Below are 23473 nucleotides of genomic sequence, written 5' to 3' on the forward strand. Positions count from 1 at the left end.
AATGAACAGATTTATAAAGCTTCCCCCAAAATATTAGAACCAATATCTAACTTCCAGGGGTTAGCTCACTGTTCATTGCTTTTTCCTTTCTAAAAAGGTTATTATGAGTTGTTTCCATATAATTGTGTAAAAAGAAAAGAGATCATATCCATCTCTGTTACAATGTTATTTAGCCGAAAACATTAGAAAGGAAGATGGATATGACCCAACTTAATATTAATATAAATTTCGAAGAATTAACAGAGGCAATCATGCAAAGTGACATGAATATGATGATGAAATCTTTAGCTGTCACTGTTCTTAATGCTTATATGGAAGTAGAAAGAGACGAATTTATTCAAGCGCAAAATTACGAACGTAATGACCAGCGTTTGGATTATCGTAACGGCTACTATGAACGTAACTTTACCTTAGCTGTAGGAAAGCTTCGTTTGAAAATTCCGCGTACACGATCAGGAGAGTTTTCCACGCAAGTTTTTGAACAATATCAACGTAAAGATCAAGCCTTCGTCTTAAGTTTAATGGAAGCTGTCATCAATGGTGTGTCCACAAAAAAAGTCACGCGTATTGTCGAAGAGTTATGTGGCGAATCGGTTTCCAAATCGTTTGTTTCCAATACAATGAAACGACTAGATCCGGAAATTGAAGCTTTTAAATCACGTTCTTTAACCTATAGTTCCTTTCGCTATGTCTATGTCGATGCGATGTATATCAAAGTTCGAGAAAATCATCACGTGGTCAGTAAGGGCGTGTATATTGCCCAAGGAGTGAACCAGAAAAATCGACGAGAAATTCTAGGGTTTAAAGTAAGTGAGGAAGAATCCTACGCGAGCTGGAAACAATTTTTTCAAGAATTGCGGGAACGTGGTTTAACGCAACCTCGTTTGATCATCTCTGACGCCCACGCTGGTCTAAAAAAGGCGGTTCAAGAAATTTTTACAGGAACTGCTTGGCAACGCTGTACGGTCCATTTCTTACGAAATATGATCGACCAAATGCCCAAGAAAAACAGTGCTGGTACGCGACAATATTTGAAGAAAATCTTTCGATCCAGTACGTTACAAGAAGCTAAGGAAGCTCGCCAGAAGTTTGAGGAATACGTTCAAGAAGATACTCGTTATGAAGCGGTATTGGCTCAATTAGACCAAGGCTTTTGGGATGGCCTCCAATATTTAAGTGAACCCGAAGATTATCACATCTCTTTACGGACAACCAATTCTCTGGAACGCTTAAATCGTGAAATTCGACGTCGAGAAAAGGTCGTTTCTATTTTCCCTAATAGCGTTTCTGCGGAACGTTTGATTGGCGCCGTTTTAATGGACATTCAAGAAGAATGGCAAAAAGGGCCCAAGCCCTTTTTGAAAGGACCTATTGTAGATGAAGAAGAAACATCTTTCACTGACTGATCCTGGAAAGAAACGAGAAACGATTTGACAATGAATGAAGGCATGGTATTCGCGATAAGCGAAATGGGCGCCTGTTCTTAGGTTGAAGAACCGGAGAAGCCGCCCAAGATCACCATGCCTGAATAGATTCGTTGTCAAATCTGCTTCACTGCCTGATCTTTCAAATAGTCTCGTGAAGGATTTAAACCATAAATCAAAAGAGCTTTTTCCATCGATTCAGCTCTCTACAATCAAGGTATAAATGACATTGATATTTTACACAAGATTTTGGACTTGACCTTGTTATGCTAATTTTTCTTCTCTACTAGTAAAAATAAAGCCTAATATAGCTGAAACAACAAGAGAAATTGCCAGACCAATCATCGCATGGACAAAATTTGAGGTTTGGTCACTGACAAAAGCTGGAAAAGTTGTAACACTACCAAAAACAAATGCAGTAGTAACGACATTCATAAGGCCTAAGTAAGCACCACCTACAGCCCCTCCAATAATTTGTGCTAAAAATAGCTTTTTATTTTTAACTAGCATACCAAAAAGGGTAGGTTCGATAATTGCAGATAATGCAATCGTTACTACGCCGGTAAGAGAAAAGCCTCTAATTTTTTTATCTTTAGCTTTGAAATAAACACCAAAAGCTGTTCCTATCACTGCAAAGTTACAAGCAAAAGTAAAAGGCACAATATAGTCAAAACCATAGGTTGAAATATTATTAATCATAATCGGATTGACTGCCCAGTGAATTCCCAGACTCACTAGAACACTCCAACCGCCTCCTACAAGTACGCCTGTTAAAATACTACTTCTTTCAATCAACCAGTTAACAACGTTGGCGATAAATTCACCGCTATACACACCGATGGGACCAATAACAATGACTGTCAAGGGCACCATAATCGCAATAGAAACCAAAGGAATAACAACTAACTTTAAGTTTTCTGTCACATGATTATCCAAGAATTTGTACAGATAAGAAAACGCCCAGATAGATAAAATGATCGGAACTACGGTTGAATTATAGTTCATCAATACTACAGGAATGTTAAAAAACTCTGTGGTAGCGCCATTTCCGATATCTCCCATCAAGTCAATAAATTCAGGGTGAATTAATGAAGCCCCGATAATTGCTGAAATATATGGACTTGCACCAAATCTTCTAGCAGAGGTAAACGCTAACAAAACAGGCAAGAAATAAAATACCGTCATCGAAGCGACATTCAAGATCGCATAGGTCCCACTTTCTTCACTTAAAAGACCTAACTGTACACATAAAATAACTAAGCCACGTAAAACCCCAGATCCTGCTAATGCTGGTAGCAAAGGTGCAAATATCGCTGAAATAGCTGAAAAAATACTATTTATAATACCATTGGATTGCTCGCTAGAGTCATTTTCTACTTTAGCGCCAGGATCCCCTTTGACAAGGTCCTCGAATTCATCATATAACTTTGGTACTTCAGTACCAATTAACAGCTGGTATTGCCCTGCCTTATTGACAACATTGACGACCCCTTCAATATTTTTTACCTTTTCGTCATCTACTATCGTTTGATCTTTTAACTTTAAGCGCAAACGAGTTGCACAATAAGTCATATTTGAAATATTTTCCGCTCCTCCCACCTCTTGAAGTATTTCTTTGGCCATTATTTTGTAATCCATGTTTTCCACTCCTTTATTTTCGTGTATATTTTTACGCAATAAATTTCATAATCAACTCACTTACAGCAATTGCATCATTTTGTTCAATTACTTTTCGAATTTCGTCCATTCCTATTTTTTCTATAACAGCGTCTAATTTTTTGATCATATCCATATTTTTCTGACATTCTTTATCGGGATCTTCGATCACCGGGAAAGTGTCAAAATAAATGGCATGTTGGTAATGATGAAGCTTAGCATAATATAAAAATTCAACCGTTTTTACCAGACTATTCGACCCAATCATCAGTCCATCGTCATTTAAACCATAGCCATCATTTAAGTGGATCCCGAAAAGTTTTCCTCTACTACCTAAAATACTAGCACCATAAGCTGGATTTTCATGTTTCATCAACATATGACAATAATCTAAAGTAATACCTAGATTGGCTTTATTGATATCATTAACCATTGTCAAGGCTAACCCTAAACTATCGATAAATGCATAAGCACGAGGTTGGAAGGGTTTATATTCAACGCTCACTTGGATATCTACAGCGTATTCCGCAATAATACTTAAATAATGCTGTATTTGTTGCCAAACTTGCTCATAATTAATCTGAAAAGAATAATCAAAACCGTCAAATCCTAACCAGATTGTAACGACTTCTCCTCCGATTTCTCGACAGTAATCCACTGCTTCTTTGCACAAGATTAACGCTTGTTCGGAAATCTCTTGATTGTGATTTCCTAATTCTCCACTAATGAACTCTTCTCTAAATCTTAAGGCAACACCATTAGCACATAAATCATTTTCTTCTAATAACGCCTTCATTTCTTTTGCAGTATAGCCTTTCGTGTGTTCTGGAAAATTTAGATCGACGTGTGTTAATCCTAATTTATGGAATTGCTTGAAAACACGACTGAGATCATGATCGTATTTGGGTAAAAATGAATTGATTCGTGTCGCTAGTTTCATAATAATTTCACCTCTGTTAATTGTTGAGCTAAGCATACCATCAAACCAAATCATTTACAACCATTAAATTTCATTTTATTTCAAATAAAATCATAAAAAAATCAAATCCTTATCTTCCGGCACTTGAGTAATCGTTTACTCGAATGACACAAAAATAAATGAAACATTCCTTCCAATTATTCTTTGCTTGCTATTTCGTCAATCATATCTACACGTTTTGCATGTCGCCCGCCTTCATAACTTGCTTCCAGCCATTCTTTGACAATCATTTTAGCCAAATCAACACCTACTACACGTGAGCCAAAAGCAACAATATTTGTATTATTATGTTGCTTTGAAAGTTTAGCGGTGTAAGGTTCACTACAAACGACAGCACGAATACCTTTGACTTTATTTGCAGAAATAGAAATTCCTACGCCAGTACCACAAATTAATACACCCCCGTCAAACTGACCCGAAGCAACTTCTTCAGCAACTTTTTTCCCATATTTCGGATAGTCTGTTCTTTCTGAAGAATAAGCACCAAAATCGACCGTTTCATGTCCTAATGATTGAATATAATCGCTGATTTCTTGTTTTAGTTCCCAACCTACATGATCGCTACCTATTGCTAACTTCATAAAAAAATTTCTCCTAATTATTTCTTAGATTTTCAATGATTGTGGCATATGTTTCATCTTTTCCAAAAATAGCTGAAGTCCCTAAGATAAAACCTGATACACCTTTTTTACTTAAAGTTTGCACTTTGGATGGAGAGATTGCACCATCTACCATGACTTGAAAATGAAGTGATTGACCCAAATTTACTAATTTTTCAATCTTAGAATTCACATGATCAAGGTAACTCTGTCCGGAAAATCCTGGATTAACGGTCATCACCATGACATAATCAACAAGTGGTAAAAGTTCTTCTATGGCAGCTATTGAAGTCCCCGGGTTTATTGCTAAGCCGACTTTTTTTCCATATTTTTTGATTGTATCTAAAGTACGGGCAATCTGTTGATCTGCTTCCGGATGTACATAAATAATATCTGCACCCATGTTAGCGAATAATTCTATATATTTGCTTGGTTCTTGTATCATCAAATGAACATCTACAAGCTTGTTTGTAGACTTACGTATCACTTCAAAATCTTGCAGTCCCATCGCAAAACTTGGAACAAAACGTCCATCCATAAAATCCATATGAAAAATATCAATACCTGCTGTATCAAGCGCTTTTGTCTCTTTTTCCAGATGGCCAAAATTAGCACACATCATCGAGGGACAAAGTAGTTTTTCCAAAACGATTCCTCCTTTGCGTTATCGATTACCCAATCAACATACTGATGAGTAATCGATTACTTCTTTTATAAGAATCAATTTAGCATGCTTCTTTCCCTTTGTCAACGTTTTCTTTTAACTATTGCTATCTATTTCATTCTGTGGGAAAATTAAAATATTATTATATGAATGTAAAGGAAAGAATTTGATGAAAAAAGTTTCGGTCAAAGATATTGCAGAGCTAAGTGGTGTTTCGGTAGCCACAGTTTCTCGAGTGATTAACAACAACGGACGATTTTCTGAAGAGACCAGAAAAAAAGTCTTAAAAGTCATTGAAGAAACAGGTTACGAAATGAATTATAGTGCTAAAACATTACGAACAAATAAATCTTATACAATAGGTATCTTAGTGCCTGATATAAGCAATTACTTTTTCGCCGATGTTGTGCAAAAAATTGAATTTATTCTGTTTGAAAAGGGATATTCTACGATTATTTGCAATACAGGACGTGATGAAAAAAAAGAAATGGACTATCTGAAAGTCTTACAAGGCAAGGGCGTGGATGGCTTAATTGTCATATCCGGCGCGGAAGAATTTTCATTTGATTACACAGAGGCAAAAAAAGAAATACCTTATATATGTATTGATCGAGAACCCAAAGACAAAAGTCAAACGACTTTTATTTCTTCCAACCACTATCAAGGGGCTTTTGAGGCAACGGAACAATTAATCAAGCTTGGCTGTACTCAACCTATCTTTGCTGTTTTAAATCGCAAATCTACTTCTGCAAAAACACGCTTAGCAGGATTTAAAGATGCATTGAATAAACATAGCTTTACTTTCAATGAGGCCAATGTACTCTACTTGGATAATCCACCCGCTAAAATGAAAGAACAAACGCAAACATTCTTTACAACTTATCCTGAAACAAATGGAATACTTGCTACAAATGATACTATCGCATTAGAACTGCTAAATATCCTTCATGCTATGAATTATAAAGTACCTGAACAAATAAAAGTGATCGGTTTTGACGATAGCCCTATAACAAACTATTCATCACCTCCGCTATCTTCTGTACAACAAGACACAAGCAAAATTGCAGATACAGCAGCCAACCACTTATTACATTTGATACAGTATCCCAATGAAACCGGCCAAACACTGATGATACCTGTTCATTTGATATTACGGCAATCTAGCGCTGTATAAAAAGGTGCGATCTTTATTGCGATCGCACCTTTTTCATCATTCATCTAAGATCGTAAATCCTAATGCTTTTGTATCATTATGGAACCCTTGTACTGTTTCTAGTGATAGTTCATCTAAATCCTTTTTATACATCGCAAGTTTTCCTAAAAGCGCTGGCGTCACGGTAATAATATCTACACCTAACTCTTGTGCTTGTATAATATTATAAACTTCTCTTGAACTAGCCCATAGTAACTTAGTCCCTTGTTTTTCTCGGCAAATCTCTAATGCTTGTTTCATTAAAGGGACTGGATTAACACCCGTATCCGCTACTCTTCCAGCAAAAACAGAAACAATATTTTCAGTTCCTTCAGACAATACATCCACTGTTTGTCGTACTTGTTCAATCGTCATAATCGCTGTAATATTTAATTTTAATTTTTTCTCTGATAGCTTTTTAATTAAGGAAATAGAAGACTCACCTAATGAATTTGTAATTGGTATTTTTACATACACATTTTCAGCTAAGCTAGCCAATTTTTCCGCTTCTTTTTCCATAGTCTCAAAATCGTCTGCAAAAACTTCAAAGCTAATAGGTAAATTTTCTACCTCTTGTAAAGCTTGTTTAGCAAAAGAAAGATAATTGGTAATTCCAGCTAATTTCATTAAACTAGGATTTGTAGTAAAACCTGTGACAATTCCTTTTTCTTTCATACTCACCATATCTTCAACGACAGCGCCATCAGAGTAAATATCAATTGCAAACGTCATTTTTCTTCCTCCAATTCAATATTGTTTAATGCAGTTTTAGAAGGCTTGATTATACTAGGTAAGAATAAAACGACTAAAACAATAATCATAATCGCATAGATGCCAAAAGTCCCAAATTGTCCGCCGACTTTTCCTAGTAAAATACCAATCCAACCAAAATCTAGATCGCCAAATGTTGCATTAGAAAAACCTAAGTCGCCTAACACCGGTAACAATAACGCTGGAAGAAATGCTAGTAGCAATCCATTTACAAATGATCCTACAATAGCACCTCTCCTGCCTCCCGTAGAATTGCCGTAGACACCAGAAGTTGCACCACAGAAGAAATGAGGAACTAGGCCAGGAATAATTAGCACACCACCCACAGCACCTAGAATTAACATCCCAATAATCCCGCCTACAAAACTTGAGATGAAGCCGATAATAACAGCAGTTTGTGCATATGGGAAAAATACTGCACAGTCAACGGCTGGTACTGCGTTAGGGATAATTTTGTCAGCAATTCCCTGAAAGGCCGGTAACAAGTCGGCTAAAATCATTCGTACGCCAGCATAGACAATATTTACACCAACCGCAAATTTTAGTCCACTAAGAATAGCAAACAGATAAGGAGACTGGCCATCTGCTAGGGTAGAAACAAAATCAGGACCAGCAGCAATCGCAGAACCAAGATAAAAGACAATCATAGTTAATGCTGTAGAAATTGTCGTATTTCTTAAAAAACCAAATTTCTCAGGTACTTCAATATCTTCAGTTGATGGCGAGCCTTTGCCCACCCATTTACCGACTAAAGCAGAAAGATAATAACCAACAGAGCCAAAATGTCCCATGGCTACTTCATCTCCATCTGTGACTTGTAAAGTAAATTTCTGCCCAATTGCTGGTGAAATTGCACTCCAAGCACCCAGAAAGAAGCCACCTACAAGAATTAGTAGAATCCCATCAAATCCCATTACGCCTAATACCGCTGATAATAAACAAGCCATAAAAAATGAATGATGCCCTGTTAAAAATACATATTTATAGCGAGTAAGACGAGCAATAAGCAGATTAACAACTAAACCGACTATTAAAATTGTCATGGTTTCTACACCTAAAACTTCTTGTGCAACTGAAGTTACTGCCTCGTTATTCGGAACAACACCGGTAATATTAAACCCTTCTTCAATCATTAAAGAAAGAGGATCTAAGTTGCCACTGATCACATCAGCACCAGCAGATAACATCAAATAACCTAAGATAGGTCCCAGTGTACCTGTTAATACTTTATGACCTGGGGCGCGCATTGCAACTAAACCAACAAACGAAACAAGACCCATTAATATAGCAGGCTCGCTAAACATATCTTTTATAAATTCTAAAAAACCCATTTCTTCAACCCCTTACCTTTCTAAATTTTTTTATTTAAAACAAATAAACGATTATTCCTCATTTAACTCTTGTAACACCGGCAAAATATCTTCAGTAATTTTCTTTTTATCTGCATAACTACGTACAGTCGTAATTCTTTTATCTTGCGGTAATTGTTTTGCAAATTCAGCTACTGTAACAAAAAGATCCGGATTTTCTCCTGAAGCAGCGTTAAGATCACATGATTTTGCATCTACCTCAATGCCATTTTTCTTTGCCACTTGATTAATTTTCATCGCCAATAAATTACTACTACCAATACCATTTCCACATACAGTTAATATACGTATCATTCTTCTTCCTCCTCTTGTATGTATTGATTTGCCAAAGTAAGAAACGCCGTTTTATCTCGTAAATGAAGTAATTTTTCCACTTTTTCTTCTTCGTCAATAATTGCTGAAACTTTTTGTAAAAGTCGTAAATGATGGGAATTATCTTTTGTTGCTAAACACAAAATAAGAAAAACTTCTTCTCCATGCTTAAATTGAACAGGTTTTTCTAACTTTAAAATGCTCACCCCATTATCCAAAGTTCCTGCTTCAGGACGCGCATGTGGCATAGCCACCTTAGGAACTAAAATAATATAATCTCCCATATCCAAAACGTTTTGAATCATAGCATCAATATAAGAATTTTCTATAATTTTTTCTTCAAGCAGTGGTTGTGCCGCTAATCTGATGGCCTCTTGCCAATCATCTACTTCAGAAACAAATTGAAGAAATCGTTCTGAAAAATAGGCTTCGCCAGTTTCTCCCATTTACACACCTCCTTATCTGCCTTTACTATATACAAAAGCGATTTCAATTTATACTGTTACAATTGCCAATAAAAAATGGCAAGTAATGAACTATTTAGTTCACCTGTTGCCATTTCGAATTTGCAAATAATTATTTAATTTTGTAAAAATTATTCTCTTTGTTTGAAAACGTTATCAAATCAAGTGAGAACAAATTAACTCTCTTTTTAAAATAACATTTTTATAAAAAATAAAAATTATTTACTTGGTTTAATTTCTTAGTTCCTCTATACTTAGTGCTAAGAAAATACAATAAGGAGGAAAAAATGTTTGCTTATAAACGATTAGAACAGCTTTTTCTTCGTTTTAATACAGAAAGCATCTGTACTATGAATGAATTAACCAAATACTTCGCTGTTTCAGAACGTACCATAAGAAGTGATATTAAAGAATTAAATAACGAGTTAGTTGATTATAATGCAGAAATCGTTACGTTACGAGGCCTAGGTTATCAATTACAAAATAAAGAAAATGTTCGAATATTATTCAAACAGATGACCAACATAGCATCATCAACTGCTATTTTTTCTTTAGAAAATACAGAGGATCGAATAAAACAACTTTTATATTTGTTACTTACTGCAGAGAAGTTTCTGTCAATAGATGAGCTCTGTGACATTATTTTTGTAGGAAGAACCACCTTATTAGGCTATCTTAAAGAGCTAAAAGTACTACTTGCATCCTACGAACTTGTGATCACTTCTAAGACAAATATCGGATATAAACTAACAGGACAAGAAATAAATGTACGACAATGTTTCGCTGAACAAATGATTGAACGAAACCTCAATAGTTATATTTCACAATTTTCTATAATAGAGCAGCGAATTTTTGCAGGCATTGATCTAAAAGAAATTTTTCAAAAGACCATTGAACTCTTCCCACCGTACGAGTATAAAATTACAGATTATAATCGAAAGAATTTTGTTGTGCATATTGCCATCGCTATTTTGCGAATTAAAAAGCACCATGAAGTGGAAGAATTAACGCAAGTAACTTTATTTGACCCAAAAATTCAGCAAGCGATGGATCAACTGATCACATGGGTAGAAAGCAAGCATCAACTTACATTTTCTCAAAACGATAAAAATTGGATTTACGCACATTTTTTTACTGAGTTACAGCAACAGTCATCTTCAAAGCAATATAAAAAAGAAATTGAAAAATTAGTTCAGGAATTACTAAAAGAAATTAGACAAACATTTGGTGAAAACTTACAAGAAGATGAGATATTAAGAAAAGACTTGATCGTCCACTTTTCCAACTACTTACCTTTAAAAAATATTTTAACAATTAAAAGTAATCCATTATTACCGGCAATCAAAAGAAATTACTCCTATGCTTTTGAGTTAACCGTTATGGCAATCTCAAAAAATGAATTTTTACATTATTATCAGTTTACAGAAGATGATATTGGATATATTGCTTTGCATATAGCAGCGGCTATTGAACGTAGTAATAAAAAAGAATTGAAAACAAAAAAAGTGTTAATTGTTTGTGGTCAAGGAATTTCGAGCAGTCGTCTGTTAGAAGCTATCGTGCATAAAAACTTTCCCGAGCAGATCGAAATTATTGATACTGTTTCTTTTGCAACATTTCAATTACAGGAACGTACGACAGTAGATTTTATCATTTCCACAATTCCTCTTGCTAAAACTGAAGTACCTATTGTTCAAGTTGATTTTATGGAAATAAAAAAAGGGCTACAAGAAATCCAACAACTTTTAGATCAGGATAAAAAACGTTCAGAACTATATACATTATTTGACCCGTCACTCTTTTTTATTAACACAGAGATAGACAAAAGAGAGCAATTAATCCATGCACTGGGAAATATCTTAGAAAAAAAACATGTCATTACAAAGAATTTTATTGAAAAAGTCATTACAAGAGAACGGGTCGTTCCAACAAGCATAACACCCTTTATCGCGATACCTCACGCTATTGATAGTCAGGTAAAAGAAACGAAAATTGTAGTTTGCATCTCTAAAGTAGCTATCAAATGGGATAAAGAAAACAGAGTAAAGATTATTTTTTTAATCATAGGAAAAGATAGTGACAAAGAAGGCTTACAAACATTTTTTGATTATTTATCGGATTTAGTAGAAAATGAAAAGTTACAAAAGAAAATGACTCAAGTTAACCAATTTTCAGAACCCATTGATTGCCTTTCAAATATAAGTAAATAAAAGTTTAAATTCATAAAAAATGCCATAGACATCTTTTTTAGGATGTTTATGGCATTTTTTTCATCACTGCTATTTAAAGGCAGGTTTTGTTAAAAATTTTCTTATTAGCAAACAACTACTATAACCCACTAGGCAACCTAAAAAGTTCAATAAAATATCACTAACTGAAAAAGTCCCGATATAAAAGACATACTGGATTGTTTCAATACCGGTAATTGTTAGTAATGAAATTAAAATAAACTCAAGCCAATTGGCTCTTAAACCATAAAGTCCTCCCAATGGAATAAAGTAGGCTAAATTTAAGAATGCTTCAATCAGAGTCCCTCTATCCCAGACCAAAAAATCAAATAAATCGCCATTAAAGGTATGATACTCCGGTGCCTTGGTAAATAGCACAACAAAAAGTAAAAAGAGATAGACACTATAAAACAAATAAAGATAGAGCATAGAAAAATGGCGAAATTCAATTTGTAAGTACAAGAACCAACAACTTAACACCACAAACACAATGAGCGTTTCTTTCGTATAGCCAAAACGGTTCATAACATTTTCAAAGCGTTCATATTGTAATAAGGTTGGATAAACAAGATAGTGTACGACTCCTACACCTAGAATTGTAGAAATAATAAATGCAATAACACAGCGGATGCTACGCGCCATAAAGCACCTCCTTTTAGTGATTCAAGAAGTATTGTAGCAGAATATTGAAAAATTACGTCATTTGTAGATGAAATTTAAAATTTTTTGATCATTTTATTTAAAAGAAAACCTTATCTAAAATAAAAAAAGCAGCTGACCGTCTAGATCAACTGCTAAAAACTTTGCTTTTAAGTAGATGACTTCATAGAAGTATATCTTCTTTTTAAACGTTGGCTGATAAATACTGTCAATAAGCCAATACCCGCTAAAATGACCAAAAGTACGAAATCAATTTGACTACCTTGTGCTGTTAATAAACCAGAAGCAGCATCTTGCCGTAACTGAACGGAAGAAATGATCGCAGACAAGACACTAGTACCAATTGAACCTGCATATTGTTGAAAAGTATTAAACAAAGAGTTAATATCTGCCTTTTCTTCTATAGTTACTTGTCTACTAGCATCAGATAATGTATTGCCAAAACCAAAATTAAATCCAACACGCAAAAAGACGTAAATTAAGACCATAGAACTTATACTTAAAATTGGGGTACCAAAATAAAAAAGCCAGCAACCTAAAAACATAGATACATTTGCTATCGTTAAAGGTAAAAATATGCCGCGCCGATCATACAAACGCCCTGCTAAAGGAGCAATTGCAGCGCCTAACAACGAACCTGGTAGTAAAATTAAACCAGCGATAAATGGTTCAGTATTTAAATAATCTTGTGCAAGAATCGGTAAGACAAAAGAAATACCTATATTAATAAACTGCAAAATAAAAAAGTTCAACCAACGTAAACCAATAATTGGTCGTAATAGCAGGGAAAAATTTAGTATCTTTTTTTCAGAAAAATGATAATGAACAAACAAAGCAATAATTCCTACAATAAAAATAGCTAAAAGACTAAAAAAAGATAAACTATAAAATCCATTATTACCAGCATTTGCAAATGCCACACTAAGGCTTACAAATACCCAGGATAAAAGAACAAGCCCTATCCAATCAAAGCGCTGTTTGGTCCCAACAGCTTCTAATTGAATGTTTCTTCCACCGAGCCATATACTCACTAAAATAATAGGGATTGCTATAAAAAAAATAGCACGCCATGATAAAAAGGAGGTAAAAAGACCACCATAGGTTGGACCTAGTGCAGGTGCAAAGGAGTTTACCATACTACCAATTCCCATATAAACACCCATCTTACTTTGAGGAACTAAGGATAAAATGATCTGAAACATCAAGGGCGTTGACAATCCTGTCGAAACTGCTTGAAGTAAGCGCCCGGTCATCAACATCGGAAATGAAACAGCGCTTGCGCATAATATTGTCCCTGTAATGAAAAATAATACGGCTATACGAAATAAGTGCTGTGCTTTAAACTTTTTAATCAGGTGACCCGATGCGCTCATAACGACCGTTACCATCAATAAGTAACCAGAAGTCGCCCATTGCATAGTTCCTAGTGACACATTAAATTCTTCCGTTAATGTTGGAAATGTTACATTTAATGAAGTCTCTACTAAAATTCCTAAAAAAGAAAGTAGAGCAACAGCCAATATTGCTAATTTTGTCTGCTTAGTAACAATTTCATTTTCCATAATGTCTTTCCTTCTTTCGTTCTTATGTATCTTTTTATCTTTGAAAAACGTTATTGATTTTTGACGAATGCTTTATCAATCTCACTGCTCTTTATTACAATAAAAGAATAGATCGGATTGAGAATCGCCAAGCCCAAATCATTTCAATACATTGCTCAAAAAAAACGACGCGGAAAATGCACGCCGCTATATATCATATTTTTTAATAACATTTTCGCAGTTTCCTATAACTCTTTATCATAAGTGTACTACAGATAATAATAATAAAAACCGTTGTTGCCCCTCATTCCAAAATTGATATGCAAGAAAATTTGATAAGTATTAGTATCTTTAATGGTAACAATGCAGATATTGTTGAAAAGGGTCATTTATATATAGAAAAAACAGTAGCGCTAATGAAATAGGACATACCACATTATATCCAATATCTTTGCGGTAATCATGTTAAGTAAAATACACTCTTAATTAACAGTCATAAATTGATAAGTGGTTTTAAGGATTTTTTCTTCATCTTTTTTAAGAATGGGCGTTGCAAAGTTCGGTTCATTAACCGCATTGGGAAAAGCTTGTGTTTCAAAACATACGCCCCCTCGTGGTGGATAAAAAGCATTATTTTTCCCTGGCGTATCGTTTAAAAAGTTTCCAGAGTAAACTTGAACACCTGGGAGTTGGGTAGACACTTCCATTAAAATCCCCGACTGATCTCCTTCTAGTCTCGCTGTTATGTCAGCATTTTGATCAATTACAAAATTATGATCATATCCTTGAGCATAATTTAATTGAGAAAAATTTTTCTGAATGTCCTTTCCAATTCTTTTACTACTTCTAAAGTCCATAGGTGTATCTTCAACTGTTAAGATTTCTCCTGTTGGTATTGAACTTTCAGCCTTAATTGGCGTATATTTTGATGCATTAAGCTGAAGAACATGGTCTAATACATCACCATTTTGGTGTCCATTCAAATTAAAATAACTATGGTTTGTTGGATTAAAAATGGTGTCTTGGTCAGCATTTCCCCTATAAGTTATAGAAATTGCATCTTCTTGAAGCTGATATGTTACTTCCAAATTTAACTCACCGGAAAACCTCTGATCTCCATCTACACTATCTAGCGCAAAGGTAATTGAATGCTCCAATTCATTTACCGCCCTTACTTCCCAAATCCTTAGTTGATAGCCATCAGGTCCACTATGTAAATTATTATTGCCTTCGTTTTTATTCAATTTATACCTAACGCCATTTAATTCAAATGCAGCATTTTCTACCCGGTTCGCATTACGCCCAACCGTAGCACCAAAAAAGAATTCATTGTTTATTTCATAACCTTTCAGTGAAGGAAAGCCTAAAACAATGTCTCTTGCTTTACCATCCTTATCAGTCACCCAAAGATTGGTCAATGTTGCACCGAAATCACTAACTGTCATTTCCATACCCTGCTCATTTTTAAAAGTATACAAAAATACTGTCTTTCCATTCTCGGTATTGCCAAATATTGTTTTTTCCATTTAATCACTTCCTTATATATCCTTATTATAATGTGCTCACATTTAACTTGCCAGTTATCTTTTACGTTAGAATAATTTTATCATGTATTTCCATAAGGATCAGAAATAGGCATTTGTTTCATGCATATTGACTGGCATTTCGTAATTCACTTGAACGTAATCAGCCGTCAAACGATGTTTTGGCAAATAAATATCAATACTTTTTAGAATAAATAACGCCGTCTTTATTTCTCTCAAAAAACCTCAATAAATACATAAAACCGGTTTACTTTTTAAATAAAAAGGTTTAAGCTATTTTGTGGATTTATTCAAAGCAAAATTCACATAATTAATGAAAGTAGGAGATCTGAAATGAATAAAGCGACAATTGTAGGAAGCATTAATTTAGATACCAACTTACGAGTTCATCGAATGGTAAAACCAGGTGAAACAATTCATGGAAAAGAGCACTATACTGCAGCTGGTGGTAAAGGAGCTAATCAAGCTGTTGCCACTGCAAGAGCCGGAACAAATACAAGTTTTATTGGTGCCGTAGGTAATGATGGTCCTGGAGAACAGATGCTTGATTTATTAAAAGAAGAAAAAATTGATGTTTCTGGCATTGAGATCATCCAAAACGAACCAACTGGTCAAGCTTTCATCCCCATTGACGATAACGGAGAAAATTCTATTATGTTCTATGCTGGTGCAAACTATGCTTTTGGCACAGAAGAAGTTGCAAAAAATAGTTCACTAATTGAAACGAATGATTTTGTTATCGCCCAGTTGGAAACTCCGATTGAAGCTACGATAAAAGCTTTTGAAATTGCTCGCAGTAAAAATGTCAAAACTATTTTGAATCCAGCTCCTGGTGAAAGTGATCTACCGGAAAAACTATTAAAATTAACGGATATGATTATTCCCAACGAAACTGAAGCAGAAACAATCACTGGGATTGAAGTAAACGATGAAACTTCAGCTAAAAAAGCTGCGGCGAAATTGCACGAATTAGGCGTTGAAGCTGTAATTATCACTTTTGGAGCAAAAGGCGCCTTTTATGATTTTAATGGGTATAGCGAATTAGTTCCTGCTTTTAAAGTAAAGGCCGTAGACACAACAGCTGCTGGAGACACCTTTATTGGTTATATGATTGCGACCTTGGAAAAGGATTTTTCTAACCTAAGAGAAGCGATTTTACATGGCAATAAAGCCTCTTCTGCCACCGTCCAACGTTTTGGCGCACAACCATCGATCCCTTACAAAAATGAAATAATATAATATTGAAAGGAATGTTTAAAGACATGAAAAAGACAAAAGTCATTAATTCCAATTTATCGCGAGTTATCGCACAAATGGGTCACTTTGATAAATTAGCCATCGGCGACGCAGGTACACCTGTACCGGATGAAACCGAAAAGATTGATTTGGCCGTTACCCAAGATATCCCTAAATTTATGGATGTCTTAAATAACGTACTAGAAGAACTAGAAATTCAAAAAATTTATTTAGCAGAAGAAATTAAGACGAAAAATCCAGAGATGCTAAAACAAATCCAAAAACAATTACCAGACACAACAATAAAATACATTTCCCACGAAGAATTAAAAAGAGAGCTCAAAGATTGTAAAGTATTCGTGCGAACAGGTGAAATGTCACCCTTTGCTAATATCATGTTAGAAAGTAATGTCGTTTTTTAAAAGAAAATTATAGTAGAAAAGAGGATAAAAATGGATACTGTGGCACTTCTTGTTGGTTTAGGGCCTTTGATCGGTTGGGGATTATTTCCAACTATCGCATCTAAATTCGGTGGACGTCCATCGAACCAAATCTTAGGAACAACCATCGGAACATTTATTTTGGCGTTAATTTTTATGTGGGTTCGTGGTCTTGCCTTCCCTAGCGGGTCTGACTTGCTTTTATCCATCGTTTCTGGTATTGGCTGGGCGTGCGCACAAATTGTTACTTTCTTATCATTTCGTTTAGTTGGATCCTCAAGAGCTATGCCTATCACCACAGCTTTTCAATTGCTCGGAGCCTCACTATGGGGCGTGTTTTATCTAGGAGACTGGCCTGGAGTTACCGCTAAAATTTGGGGTGGGATTGCTTTAATTGCCATTATTATTGGAGCCTACTTCACTGTCTGGTCTGAAAACAAAACTCAGGAAAATTCTAGTTTGCTAAAAAAAGCTGTCATTTGGTTACTCTTCGGCGAAATTGGCTACTGGCTTTATTCAGCGGCTCCTCAAGCAACTTCGATCAGCGGGATGGAAGCTTTTTTACCACAAGCGATCGGCATGTTAATCGTAGGGATGTTTTATGCTGCTATAGAAACAGTGGGAAATAATACCGCCGCTTCTCCATTTAAAGAAACTGTTTCTTATAAACAAATCTGGGCGGGTTTCTTCTTTGCTTTTGGAGCATTGACTTACTTGATCTCAGCACAGCCTGACATGAACGGTTTAGCTACGGGCTTTGTTTTATCACAAACGAATGTTGCCTTAGCTACCCTAACAGGTATTTGGTTTTTAGGACAAGAGAAAACGAAAAAAGAAATGACTGTTACAGTCATTGGTCTTGTATTAATCATTGCTGGTGCAGCGGTGACGCAATTTATTTAGCCATATTAATTGGTTTTTCAACAAAACAACTCTCTTTTTGGTATTGAGTCGGACTATCTATCAAAAAGAGAGTCATTATTTATCATTTATACAATTCTCCTACTAAAATCCCCTCAATTAATAGCAATGAACCTAACCTTTTCTTTTTGCAAGGTCTTTTAAAATACGCATTCCTTTTTCGAAATCTTTCGTACCGGGAACAAATGTATAGCCTAACTTTTCGTATATTGCAATTGCAGGATAGTTCCATGTTTGAGTGTGCAGCATTGCGGGTTGATCTGGATACAGCTCTTCTAAAAGTGCAGTCACCTTCACTGCCAGAAAGCTTGCTATTCCTTGTCTTTGTGCTTCTGGCATCACAGCTAGCCAATGAAACTAAGGACCGCCCTCTTTTGCCCACCAAGCCGTACATGTTGCAATTTTTTTACCCGAAGGATCTGTGACAAAAGTCATTCTTTTTGTCAATTCATCTGGATAAGGGGAAAAGTTCTTTTGGAAATAGGTTTCTGCTTCTGACAAGTGATCAAATTCTCCCGCAGAAGTTTCAATAGCTTGCCAATCCCTTTCATCCCCAGGAGTATAAAAACTAAATTGATAACCTTCTGGCAGTTGTCTATCTGGTAATGCTTGGGAAGTGCTTTTTTCCATTTGAAGTTTAACATAAGGAATTGTTTTATCTATCATTTTTCCTCTCTAACCCTCCTTGTTAATATAGTAACAAATACTTTTGATACTTCATACCTTGATTGAATAAACCATGTTATAATATTTTATGGCAACTGCCTCGAAAGGGGGTGACTCAGTTGTACGAAATTGTCTCATTAATCATTGCCCCACTTTTTGTGGGTCTAGTAATCGCGCTAGTTAATCACTGGCTAGATGATTAGCAATGATTGAAACAGTTGCTTTTCTAGCTCCAACGCTGGAGTCACAACAGTGAAAAGAAAAACTACCCTATTGCCGTAGGGTAGTTTTTTGGTTTTAAAAGTTTAACTAATTACATAACGACACTCTAGCATAATACACTCGTTTTAAAATATGTACACAGCCACTTTTTCTTAAGAATTTGAATCAGTACTTAAAACATAATACTATCTTTAAAAAAATATTTGTTTTTGAAAGCGGTCCTACTGATATATAAAACAAAAACTATTATGAAGGAGAAAACACATAAAAAAATCTTCTTAACTTCATACTTTGCCGGAACACTAAAACAATTTCAATTATTTATTAAAGATAACGCAATTACAGATAAAGAGATCGTATATATTCACGTTGAAGAATATACGGACTATATTGATGAAGGCAAAGAAGCTTTAAAAGAACGAAACTTCATGCTGGATTCCATAAGTAACAGCGAAGCTATTATCATAAATGATACAGTCTATGAAATTCTTAAATAAATATCTAACATTCAAATTTTAAAGTTAAAAATATACTACCTAAAAAAACCACCCTATTGCCGTAGGGTGGCTTCCTGGTGACTCAGTTGCACATCAGTCTCATTTCGCAAACTTATTATAGCATATAGATTAAAAAATGTACATATTTTGTACGCTTTCACCTACGTATTTACTTTGCCTTAAAAATTTGAGCTATTTTCTCATTGGTTGGAAGAAAAGGATAAAGACGATTGATAACAAGTTGCCGTCCAACTGCACACGTTAGCCCATATCAACAGTTAACCCGATCTTTATTCCCCTTGTTAACAAACTTTTTAGTGCACTTCAACAATATCGGAGGTAGTATAAGCTTCTTTCCGTAAAGCTGGAATACTCATCATCGCAATAAAACTCATGATATACAAACTCGCGATAAACAGCATGACTTGAGATACACCTGCGTTATCTAAGATAAAGCCGATCACAACCGATGAGAAGCCGCCCACAGCACGGCCAACATTTAAAATGGTGTTATTAGCAATCGTACGAATATGATGAGGATACAGTTTTGTACAGATAGCACCGTATCCTGAAAACATGCCATTGACAAAAAATCCCATCATTGCACCACCCAGTAGTAAGGTAGTCATTGAATTCACATAAGTAAAGGCATAAACTGACAACATTGAACAGATCAAAAAGATACCATAAGCAAGTCGTGGTCCGAAATAGTCCAAGATATTCCCAAAGACCAACATACCCACACACATCCCTAAGATAGTTGAAATCATCCATAGGTTATCACTGGCCTCAATTCCTAAAGAACGTTGCATCATCGTCGGTAACCAGTTCATTAAACCGAAATAACCCGCGATTTGTACCGTAGTCATAAGCATCAATGCTAGTGTTTGATGCGTCCGTTTCTTATTAGCGAAGAGTTCTTTGATCGAGACTTTTTCTTTCTTATCGGAAGTGATTTTTGCCCCACGATCGGTAACGTTTTTTTCATCAACCGCAAAGTGCATCCAAGCTACCAGTAGCACTGGCAATAGACCAAACAAGAACAAACCTTTCCAGCCAAAAATAGGAGCGATCAATCCTGCCAGCAGTGCTGCTCCAATCGAGCCCAACTGACCCATAATACCATTTAATGAACTAACGCGTCCCATTTTGTTACTAGGCACAATGCCGCCCATAATCGAAATAGCCACACCATACTCACCACCAACACCGATTCCTGCGATAAAACGCATCAAATATAGATAACCTAGACTTTCGGTAAAGAAAATCATCCCCGTTGCAACCGAAAAAACAAGAATTGTCGATTTGAAGACAGTAAATTTATTATAACGGTCCGCTAAAACGCCAAAAACCAGGCCCCCAGCCAGCATTCCTAAATTAGTAATGGTAGAAATCCATCCACCTTCGACACCACTTAAACCTAGGTGCGCCATGATTGATCCCAGCGTAAATGACAAAAACATCACATTTAAATCATCTAATCCTGAAGCAAAAATGGAAGCAAAAAGGGCTTTTTTATCGTTTGCTTTCAATTGATTCATTTGAACTCTCCTTAATGTGTGCTCTCAGTCACACTTTATTAATTGTTTGATGCATCGACCTGCTTCAATTTTGTCCAACCATCTCCTTTTACCTATAAAAAAAGACCAACAAGCCGAATGCCTGCTGATCGCAAAAAGAATGTGTTTTAAGACACTACCACATAATTACACATGGGGCAGTTTTCCGATTATGACATTCTTCCATGCATCGCAGTACACGGTTAAAGAAATTTAACTTGATATAAGTTTAGAGAAGTTTTTGGGTTTTGTCAAACTTTTTTTTAATAAAGATGCGACTGAAAGTGAAAAATCTACGCAAGTTTTTATATACTAACGTAGATTCTCAATCTTTAAAACCAACAAAATATAAGTCTTGCTAAGAATATATAATACGAGTTTTTCAGAAGCTAGATTTTAACAAAGCTTAGCGCTTTTTACTAACATCCAATTTTATTATGCATTAAAATTAGGTCGCAAAACGTTATTAAAGTCTGTAAAATTACTTTGTTTTTCATAAGGTACAAAAAACTCTGATTCAATTGAAAACATTTCTTCTAATAATGATCTTTCTACTTGAAAGTGTTCTTCAATACTTTGCAAATCAGTAATATGGTTGTTTAGAATCATATGAAAAATACTGCGAATTTTTCCTGGACGCTTTAAGGCAATTTCTCTATCCAATGGTTCTTCTAACTTATAATCGTTTAAAGAAATTTGACGGTAAAAATAGCTATGTTGTTTTGGTGTCAAAAAACCTAATTTATAAGCTCGCATTTCAAGCGCTTGAATGGAAACATGATACTTTAATTTTAAAGGAATATAACTATCAGGATTAGAAATCTTTTTTATTCCTTCAAACTCTTTTTTCACAGTTTGAGCAGGCAAAAGAAAACATGAAGCAAAATAATCTGCTTCTCTTTCTACTTGAGCGCGCTCGTTATTTTCTAACATTAAAAAATCTACATGAGCATGCAACAATAAATGACCTAGTTCATGTGCTAAATCGAAATTTCTTCTAACAGCTGATTTTTTAATTCCTAAAACGATCACAGGAACATCCTTTGTAGACCAAGCACTATAAGCATCTGCTTTACCACCTACGTTTTTCTCCAGAACATGAATGCCTGATTTTTCCAGTGATAATAAAAGATTGCCATTATCGGGACAAATATTTAAAAACTCACGAGCAAGAACAGCTGTCTTCTTTATAGCTGCATTCGTCAATTCACTAGGCAAATGCTCTATAACTTTTTTTCTCAAAGTGATTAAGGTTGTAGGCGGAATATTTAAAAAGCCTTCTAAGTAGTGGATTATTTCTGCAACGAAATTTAAATAGACAACTTCACTGTTCGTTTTTTTTCGAGAAACAACATCTGCTTTACGGTAAGCAATATTATTCTCTGGAAATGTTTGTGTAACAGTTGATTGCTCAAAGAAAAAAGATGATTTCACCTGCAAAATATTTTTTAATTGCAAAACATTTTCAAAAGACGGCTCAGTCATTTGTTTTTCAAATTGCCAAATAGACTGCTCAGTTACATTTAATCTTTCCCCAAGCTCCTTACGAGAAAGACCGTGTAACATGCGAGCTAATTGTAAACTTTTCCCGTAAAACATTATTTTCTTCCCCTTTTATCTATAAAGCTACTCATCGGAAGCTTCTTTTTCTTCTTTTGGTACTGTATAAGGATAATCATAAAGATTACCTGCCACGATTTCCTCGTCTCCAACCACTGCAGAGTATTCATCTTCCTCTATATTAACAGTGGAGCTTTGTAAATAAGATGACAAATTTTGAATCTCATGTAGCTCCTTTATTTCATCGTCAGGCAAAACTAGCGATACAGATTCAATGACTTTTTCTGCGCTAGTTCGATATACAATAATATAAAAGCTGTCGTATTGTGTTAAGTCTTTCTCAGAAATAGCGTCTTCTGCTAACGGTAAGGCTAATTGAACAAAAGAATTAGTTAATTCCCTTTCTCCCTTATAAATGGAGTCAAGCTTTGCCTCATTGATCTTTGCGTAATCAGATAAATACTGACTCGTTTTCTCTTGTTTATTCTTGGAAAAAGTCTGCTGTAAACGAAAATCATTTTTTATAATAAGAAGAGAAGGTTTACTTTTATTAAGTGTAAATTCTAAATACTGCCAACTTTGTCCAGCTGTCTTTTTCTTGTATTCCATAAAGTCTGACACGTTTTTGGCAATCCCATCATCAATAAAATTTCCTCTTGTAAATGCAAACGCAGCTGAAACCTTTAGTCTATTTCTCATTTCCCTGCGAAGTTCCAAATATTCTTTGTAGCCATTTAATAACCCATCCACTACTGCTTGTGCTTGCTTTTCATTTAAAACTGTCCCTTCCATTAGCTTTGCCTCCATCTATCTGTATTTCATTTATTATATACTATTAATTTTATAATTTAAACCAAAGAGTACAAAAAAGTGATATTTTTTAAAGTGAACTATGATAAGTACCATATTCATATAAATATCACTGGATGACTCCCTTTATCAAGAAATTTCTGTAAACTTACTTTCGT

General features: G+C 35.1%; 24 protein-coding genes. 8 read left to right on the plus strand and 16 right to left on the minus strand.

The genetic code is table 11. The features are described from left to right. Window positions 1-200 precede the first annotated feature (200 nt). Window positions 201-1406, plus strand: coding sequence for an IS256 family transposase (locus C7K42_RS05830; RefSeq protein WP_103099829.1), 1206 nt, complete (start codon window positions 201-203; stop codon window positions 1404-1406). A 282-nt stretch (window positions 1407-1688) separates the two neighbouring features. Here the strand turns inward: C7K42_RS05830 and C7K42_RS05835 are convergent, their stop codons facing one another. The 4 genes from C7K42_RS05835 to rpe form a co-directional block, all read right to left on the minus strand. Further along, window positions 1689-3062 (minus strand): PTS transporter subunit EIIC, encoded by a 1374-nt coding sequence (locus C7K42_RS05835; RefSeq protein WP_103099830.1) that lies wholly within the window; start codon window positions 3060-3062, stop codon window positions 1689-1691. A gap of 31 nt (window positions 3063-3093) precedes the next feature. Then, entirely contained in the window at window positions 3094-4020 is a 927-nt protein-coding gene (locus C7K42_RS05840) for a sugar phosphate isomerase/epimerase family protein (RefSeq protein WP_103099831.1), read from the minus strand. A 176-nt stretch (window positions 4021-4196) separates the two neighbouring features. After that, window positions 4197-4640, minus strand: a complete 444-nt coding sequence (gene rpiB, locus C7K42_RS05845) for a ribose 5-phosphate isomerase B (RefSeq protein ID WP_103099832.1) — start codon at window positions 4638-4640, stop codon at window positions 4197-4199. Window positions 4641-4653: 13 nt separating this feature from the next. Continuing rightward, on the minus strand, window positions 4654-5304 hold the full coding sequence (gene rpe, locus C7K42_RS05850; RefSeq protein ID WP_170157602.1) for a ribulose-phosphate 3-epimerase: 651 nt from the start codon (window positions 5302-5304) through the stop codon (window positions 4654-4656). 187 nt (window positions 5305-5491) lie between these two features. Between rpe and C7K42_RS05855 the strand changes: the two genes are divergently transcribed. Then, entirely contained in the window at window positions 5492-6496 is a 1005-nt protein-coding gene (locus C7K42_RS05855; RefSeq protein WP_103099833.1) for a LacI family DNA-binding transcriptional regulator, read from the plus strand. A gap of 36 nt (window positions 6497-6532) precedes the next feature. Here C7K42_RS05855 and C7K42_RS05860 read toward each other — a convergent pair whose 3' ends face one another. Genes C7K42_RS05860 through C7K42_RS05875 form a run of 4 tightly spaced genes read right to left on the minus strand, consistent with a single transcriptional unit; the run spans window position 6533 to window position 9413 of the window. Next, the gene (locus tag C7K42_RS05860) at window positions 6533-7246 is read right to left on the minus strand and encodes a transaldolase (RefSeq protein ID WP_103099834.1); all 714 of its coding nucleotides are present in this window, start codon (window positions 7244-7246) and stop codon (window positions 6533-6535) included. Beyond that, window positions 7243-8616, minus strand: a complete 1374-nt coding sequence (ulaA, locus tag C7K42_RS05865; protein ID WP_103099835.1) for a PTS ascorbate transporter subunit IIC — start codon at window positions 8614-8616, stop codon at window positions 7243-7245. The genes C7K42_RS05860 and ulaA overlap by 4 nt, the downstream gene beginning before the upstream one ends. Window positions 8617-8667: 51 nt before the next feature. Next, the gene (locus C7K42_RS05870; RefSeq protein ID WP_103099836.1) at window positions 8668-8949 is read right to left on the minus strand and encodes a PTS sugar transporter subunit IIB; all 282 of its coding nucleotides are present in this window, start codon (window positions 8947-8949) and stop codon (window positions 8668-8670) included. Continuing rightward, window positions 8946-9413 carry a PTS sugar transporter subunit IIA gene (locus C7K42_RS05875; RefSeq protein ID WP_103099837.1) on the minus strand — a complete coding sequence of 156 codons (468 nt, stop codon included), beginning with the start codon at window positions 9411-9413 and terminating at the stop codon, window positions 8946-8948. The genes C7K42_RS05870 and C7K42_RS05875 overlap by 4 nt, the downstream gene beginning before the upstream one ends. Before the next feature lie 305 nt (window positions 9414-9718). On the opposite strand from C7K42_RS05875, the gene C7K42_RS05880 reads away from it, so the two are divergent. Next, complete coding sequence (locus C7K42_RS05880; protein WP_103099838.1) at window positions 9719-11641, plus strand: BglG family transcription antiterminator; 1923 nt, start codon at window positions 9719-9721, stop codon at window positions 11639-11641. Between the two features lie 69 nt (window positions 11642-11710). Here C7K42_RS05880 and C7K42_RS05885 read toward each other — a convergent pair whose 3' ends face one another. From C7K42_RS05885 to C7K42_RS05895, 3 genes are all read right to left on the minus strand, one after another. Beyond that, window positions 11711-12301: a VanZ family protein gene (locus tag C7K42_RS05885; RefSeq protein WP_103099839.1), complete on the minus strand. Its 591-nt coding sequence runs from the start codon at window positions 12299-12301 to the stop codon at window positions 11711-11713. A gap of 167 nt (window positions 12302-12468) precedes the next feature. Then, entirely contained in the window at window positions 12469-13881 is a 1413-nt protein-coding gene (locus C7K42_RS05890) for an MFS transporter (protein WP_103099840.1), read from the minus strand. 461 nt (window positions 13882-14342) lie between these two features. Further along, window positions 14343-15386 (minus strand): aldose epimerase family protein, encoded by a 1044-nt coding sequence (locus C7K42_RS05895; protein WP_103099841.1) that lies wholly within the window; start codon window positions 15384-15386, stop codon window positions 14343-14345. A 351-nt stretch (window positions 15387-15737) separates the two neighbouring features. On the opposite strand from C7K42_RS05895, the gene rbsK reads away from it, so the two are divergent. Genes rbsK through rbsU form a run of 3 tightly spaced genes read left to right on the plus strand, consistent with a single transcriptional unit; the run spans window position 15738 to window position 17983 of the window. Continuing rightward, entirely contained in the window at window positions 15738-16643 is a 906-nt protein-coding gene (gene rbsK, locus C7K42_RS05900; protein WP_061840050.1) for a ribokinase, read from the plus strand. A 23-nt stretch (window positions 16644-16666) separates the two neighbouring features. Then, a complete protein-coding gene (rbsD, locus tag C7K42_RS05905) occupies window positions 16667-17062 on the plus strand; it encodes a D-ribose pyranase (RefSeq protein WP_038022287.1) in 396 nt (131 codons plus the stop codon). Window positions 17063-17092: 30 nt separating this feature from the next. Then, window positions 17093-17983 carry a ribose/proton symporter RbsU gene (gene rbsU / locus C7K42_RS05910; RefSeq protein ID WP_069028697.1) on the plus strand — a complete coding sequence of 297 codons (891 nt, stop codon included), beginning with the start codon at window positions 17093-17095 and terminating at the stop codon, window positions 17981-17983. Window positions 17984-18115: 132 nt separating this feature from the next. Here rbsU and C7K42_RS13100 read toward each other — a convergent pair whose 3' ends face one another. Together C7K42_RS13100 and C7K42_RS13105 are read right to left on the minus strand one after the other, a co-directional pair. Next, a complete protein-coding gene (locus C7K42_RS13100) occupies window positions 18116-18343 on the minus strand; it encodes a GNAT family N-acetyltransferase (RefSeq protein WP_327796024.1) in 228 nt (75 codons plus the stop codon). Window positions 18344-18358: 15 nt separating this feature from the next. Next, window positions 18359-18667, minus strand: a complete 309-nt coding sequence (locus C7K42_RS13105) for a hypothetical protein (protein ID WP_227869118.1) — start codon at window positions 18665-18667, stop codon at window positions 18359-18361. 110 nt (window positions 18668-18777) lie between these two features. On the opposite strand from C7K42_RS13105, the gene C7K42_RS13295 reads away from it, so the two are divergent. Both C7K42_RS13295 and C7K42_RS05925 read left to right on the plus strand, forming a co-directional pair. After that, window positions 18778-18870: a type I toxin-antitoxin system Fst family toxin gene (locus tag C7K42_RS13295; RefSeq protein ID WP_227869117.1), complete on the plus strand. Its 93-nt coding sequence runs from the start codon at window positions 18778-18780 to the stop codon at window positions 18868-18870. 267 nt (window positions 18871-19137) lie between these two features. Continuing rightward, complete coding sequence (locus tag C7K42_RS05925) at window positions 19138-19386, plus strand: hypothetical protein (RefSeq protein ID WP_061840052.1); 249 nt, start codon at window positions 19138-19140, stop codon at window positions 19384-19386. Between the two features lie 314 nt (window positions 19387-19700). Here the strand turns inward: C7K42_RS05925 and C7K42_RS05930 are convergent, their stop codons facing one another. From C7K42_RS05930 to C7K42_RS05940, 3 genes are all read right to left on the minus strand, one after another. Continuing rightward, a complete protein-coding gene (locus tag C7K42_RS05930) occupies window positions 19701-20927 on the minus strand; it encodes an MFS transporter (RefSeq protein WP_103099842.1) in 1227 nt (408 codons plus the stop codon). A gap of 453 nt (window positions 20928-21380) precedes the next feature. Beyond that, window positions 21381-22544, minus strand: coding sequence for a spr1629 family repressor/antitoxin (locus C7K42_RS05935; protein WP_028791010.1), 1164 nt, complete (start codon window positions 22542-22544; stop codon window positions 21381-21383). Between the two features lie 27 nt (window positions 22545-22571). Continuing rightward, a complete protein-coding gene (locus C7K42_RS05940; protein WP_028791011.1) occupies window positions 22572-23297 on the minus strand; it encodes a spr1630 family ClpXP-sensitive toxin in 726 nt (241 codons plus the stop codon). Between the last annotated feature and the right edge of the window lie 176 nt (window positions 23298-23473).

The organism is Tetragenococcus halophilus subsp. halophilus DSM 20339, from assembly GCF_003841405.1.
In the GTDB taxonomy this organism is placed as follows: Bacteria; Bacillota; Bacilli; order Lactobacillales; family Enterococcaceae; genus Tetragenococcus; species Tetragenococcus halophilus.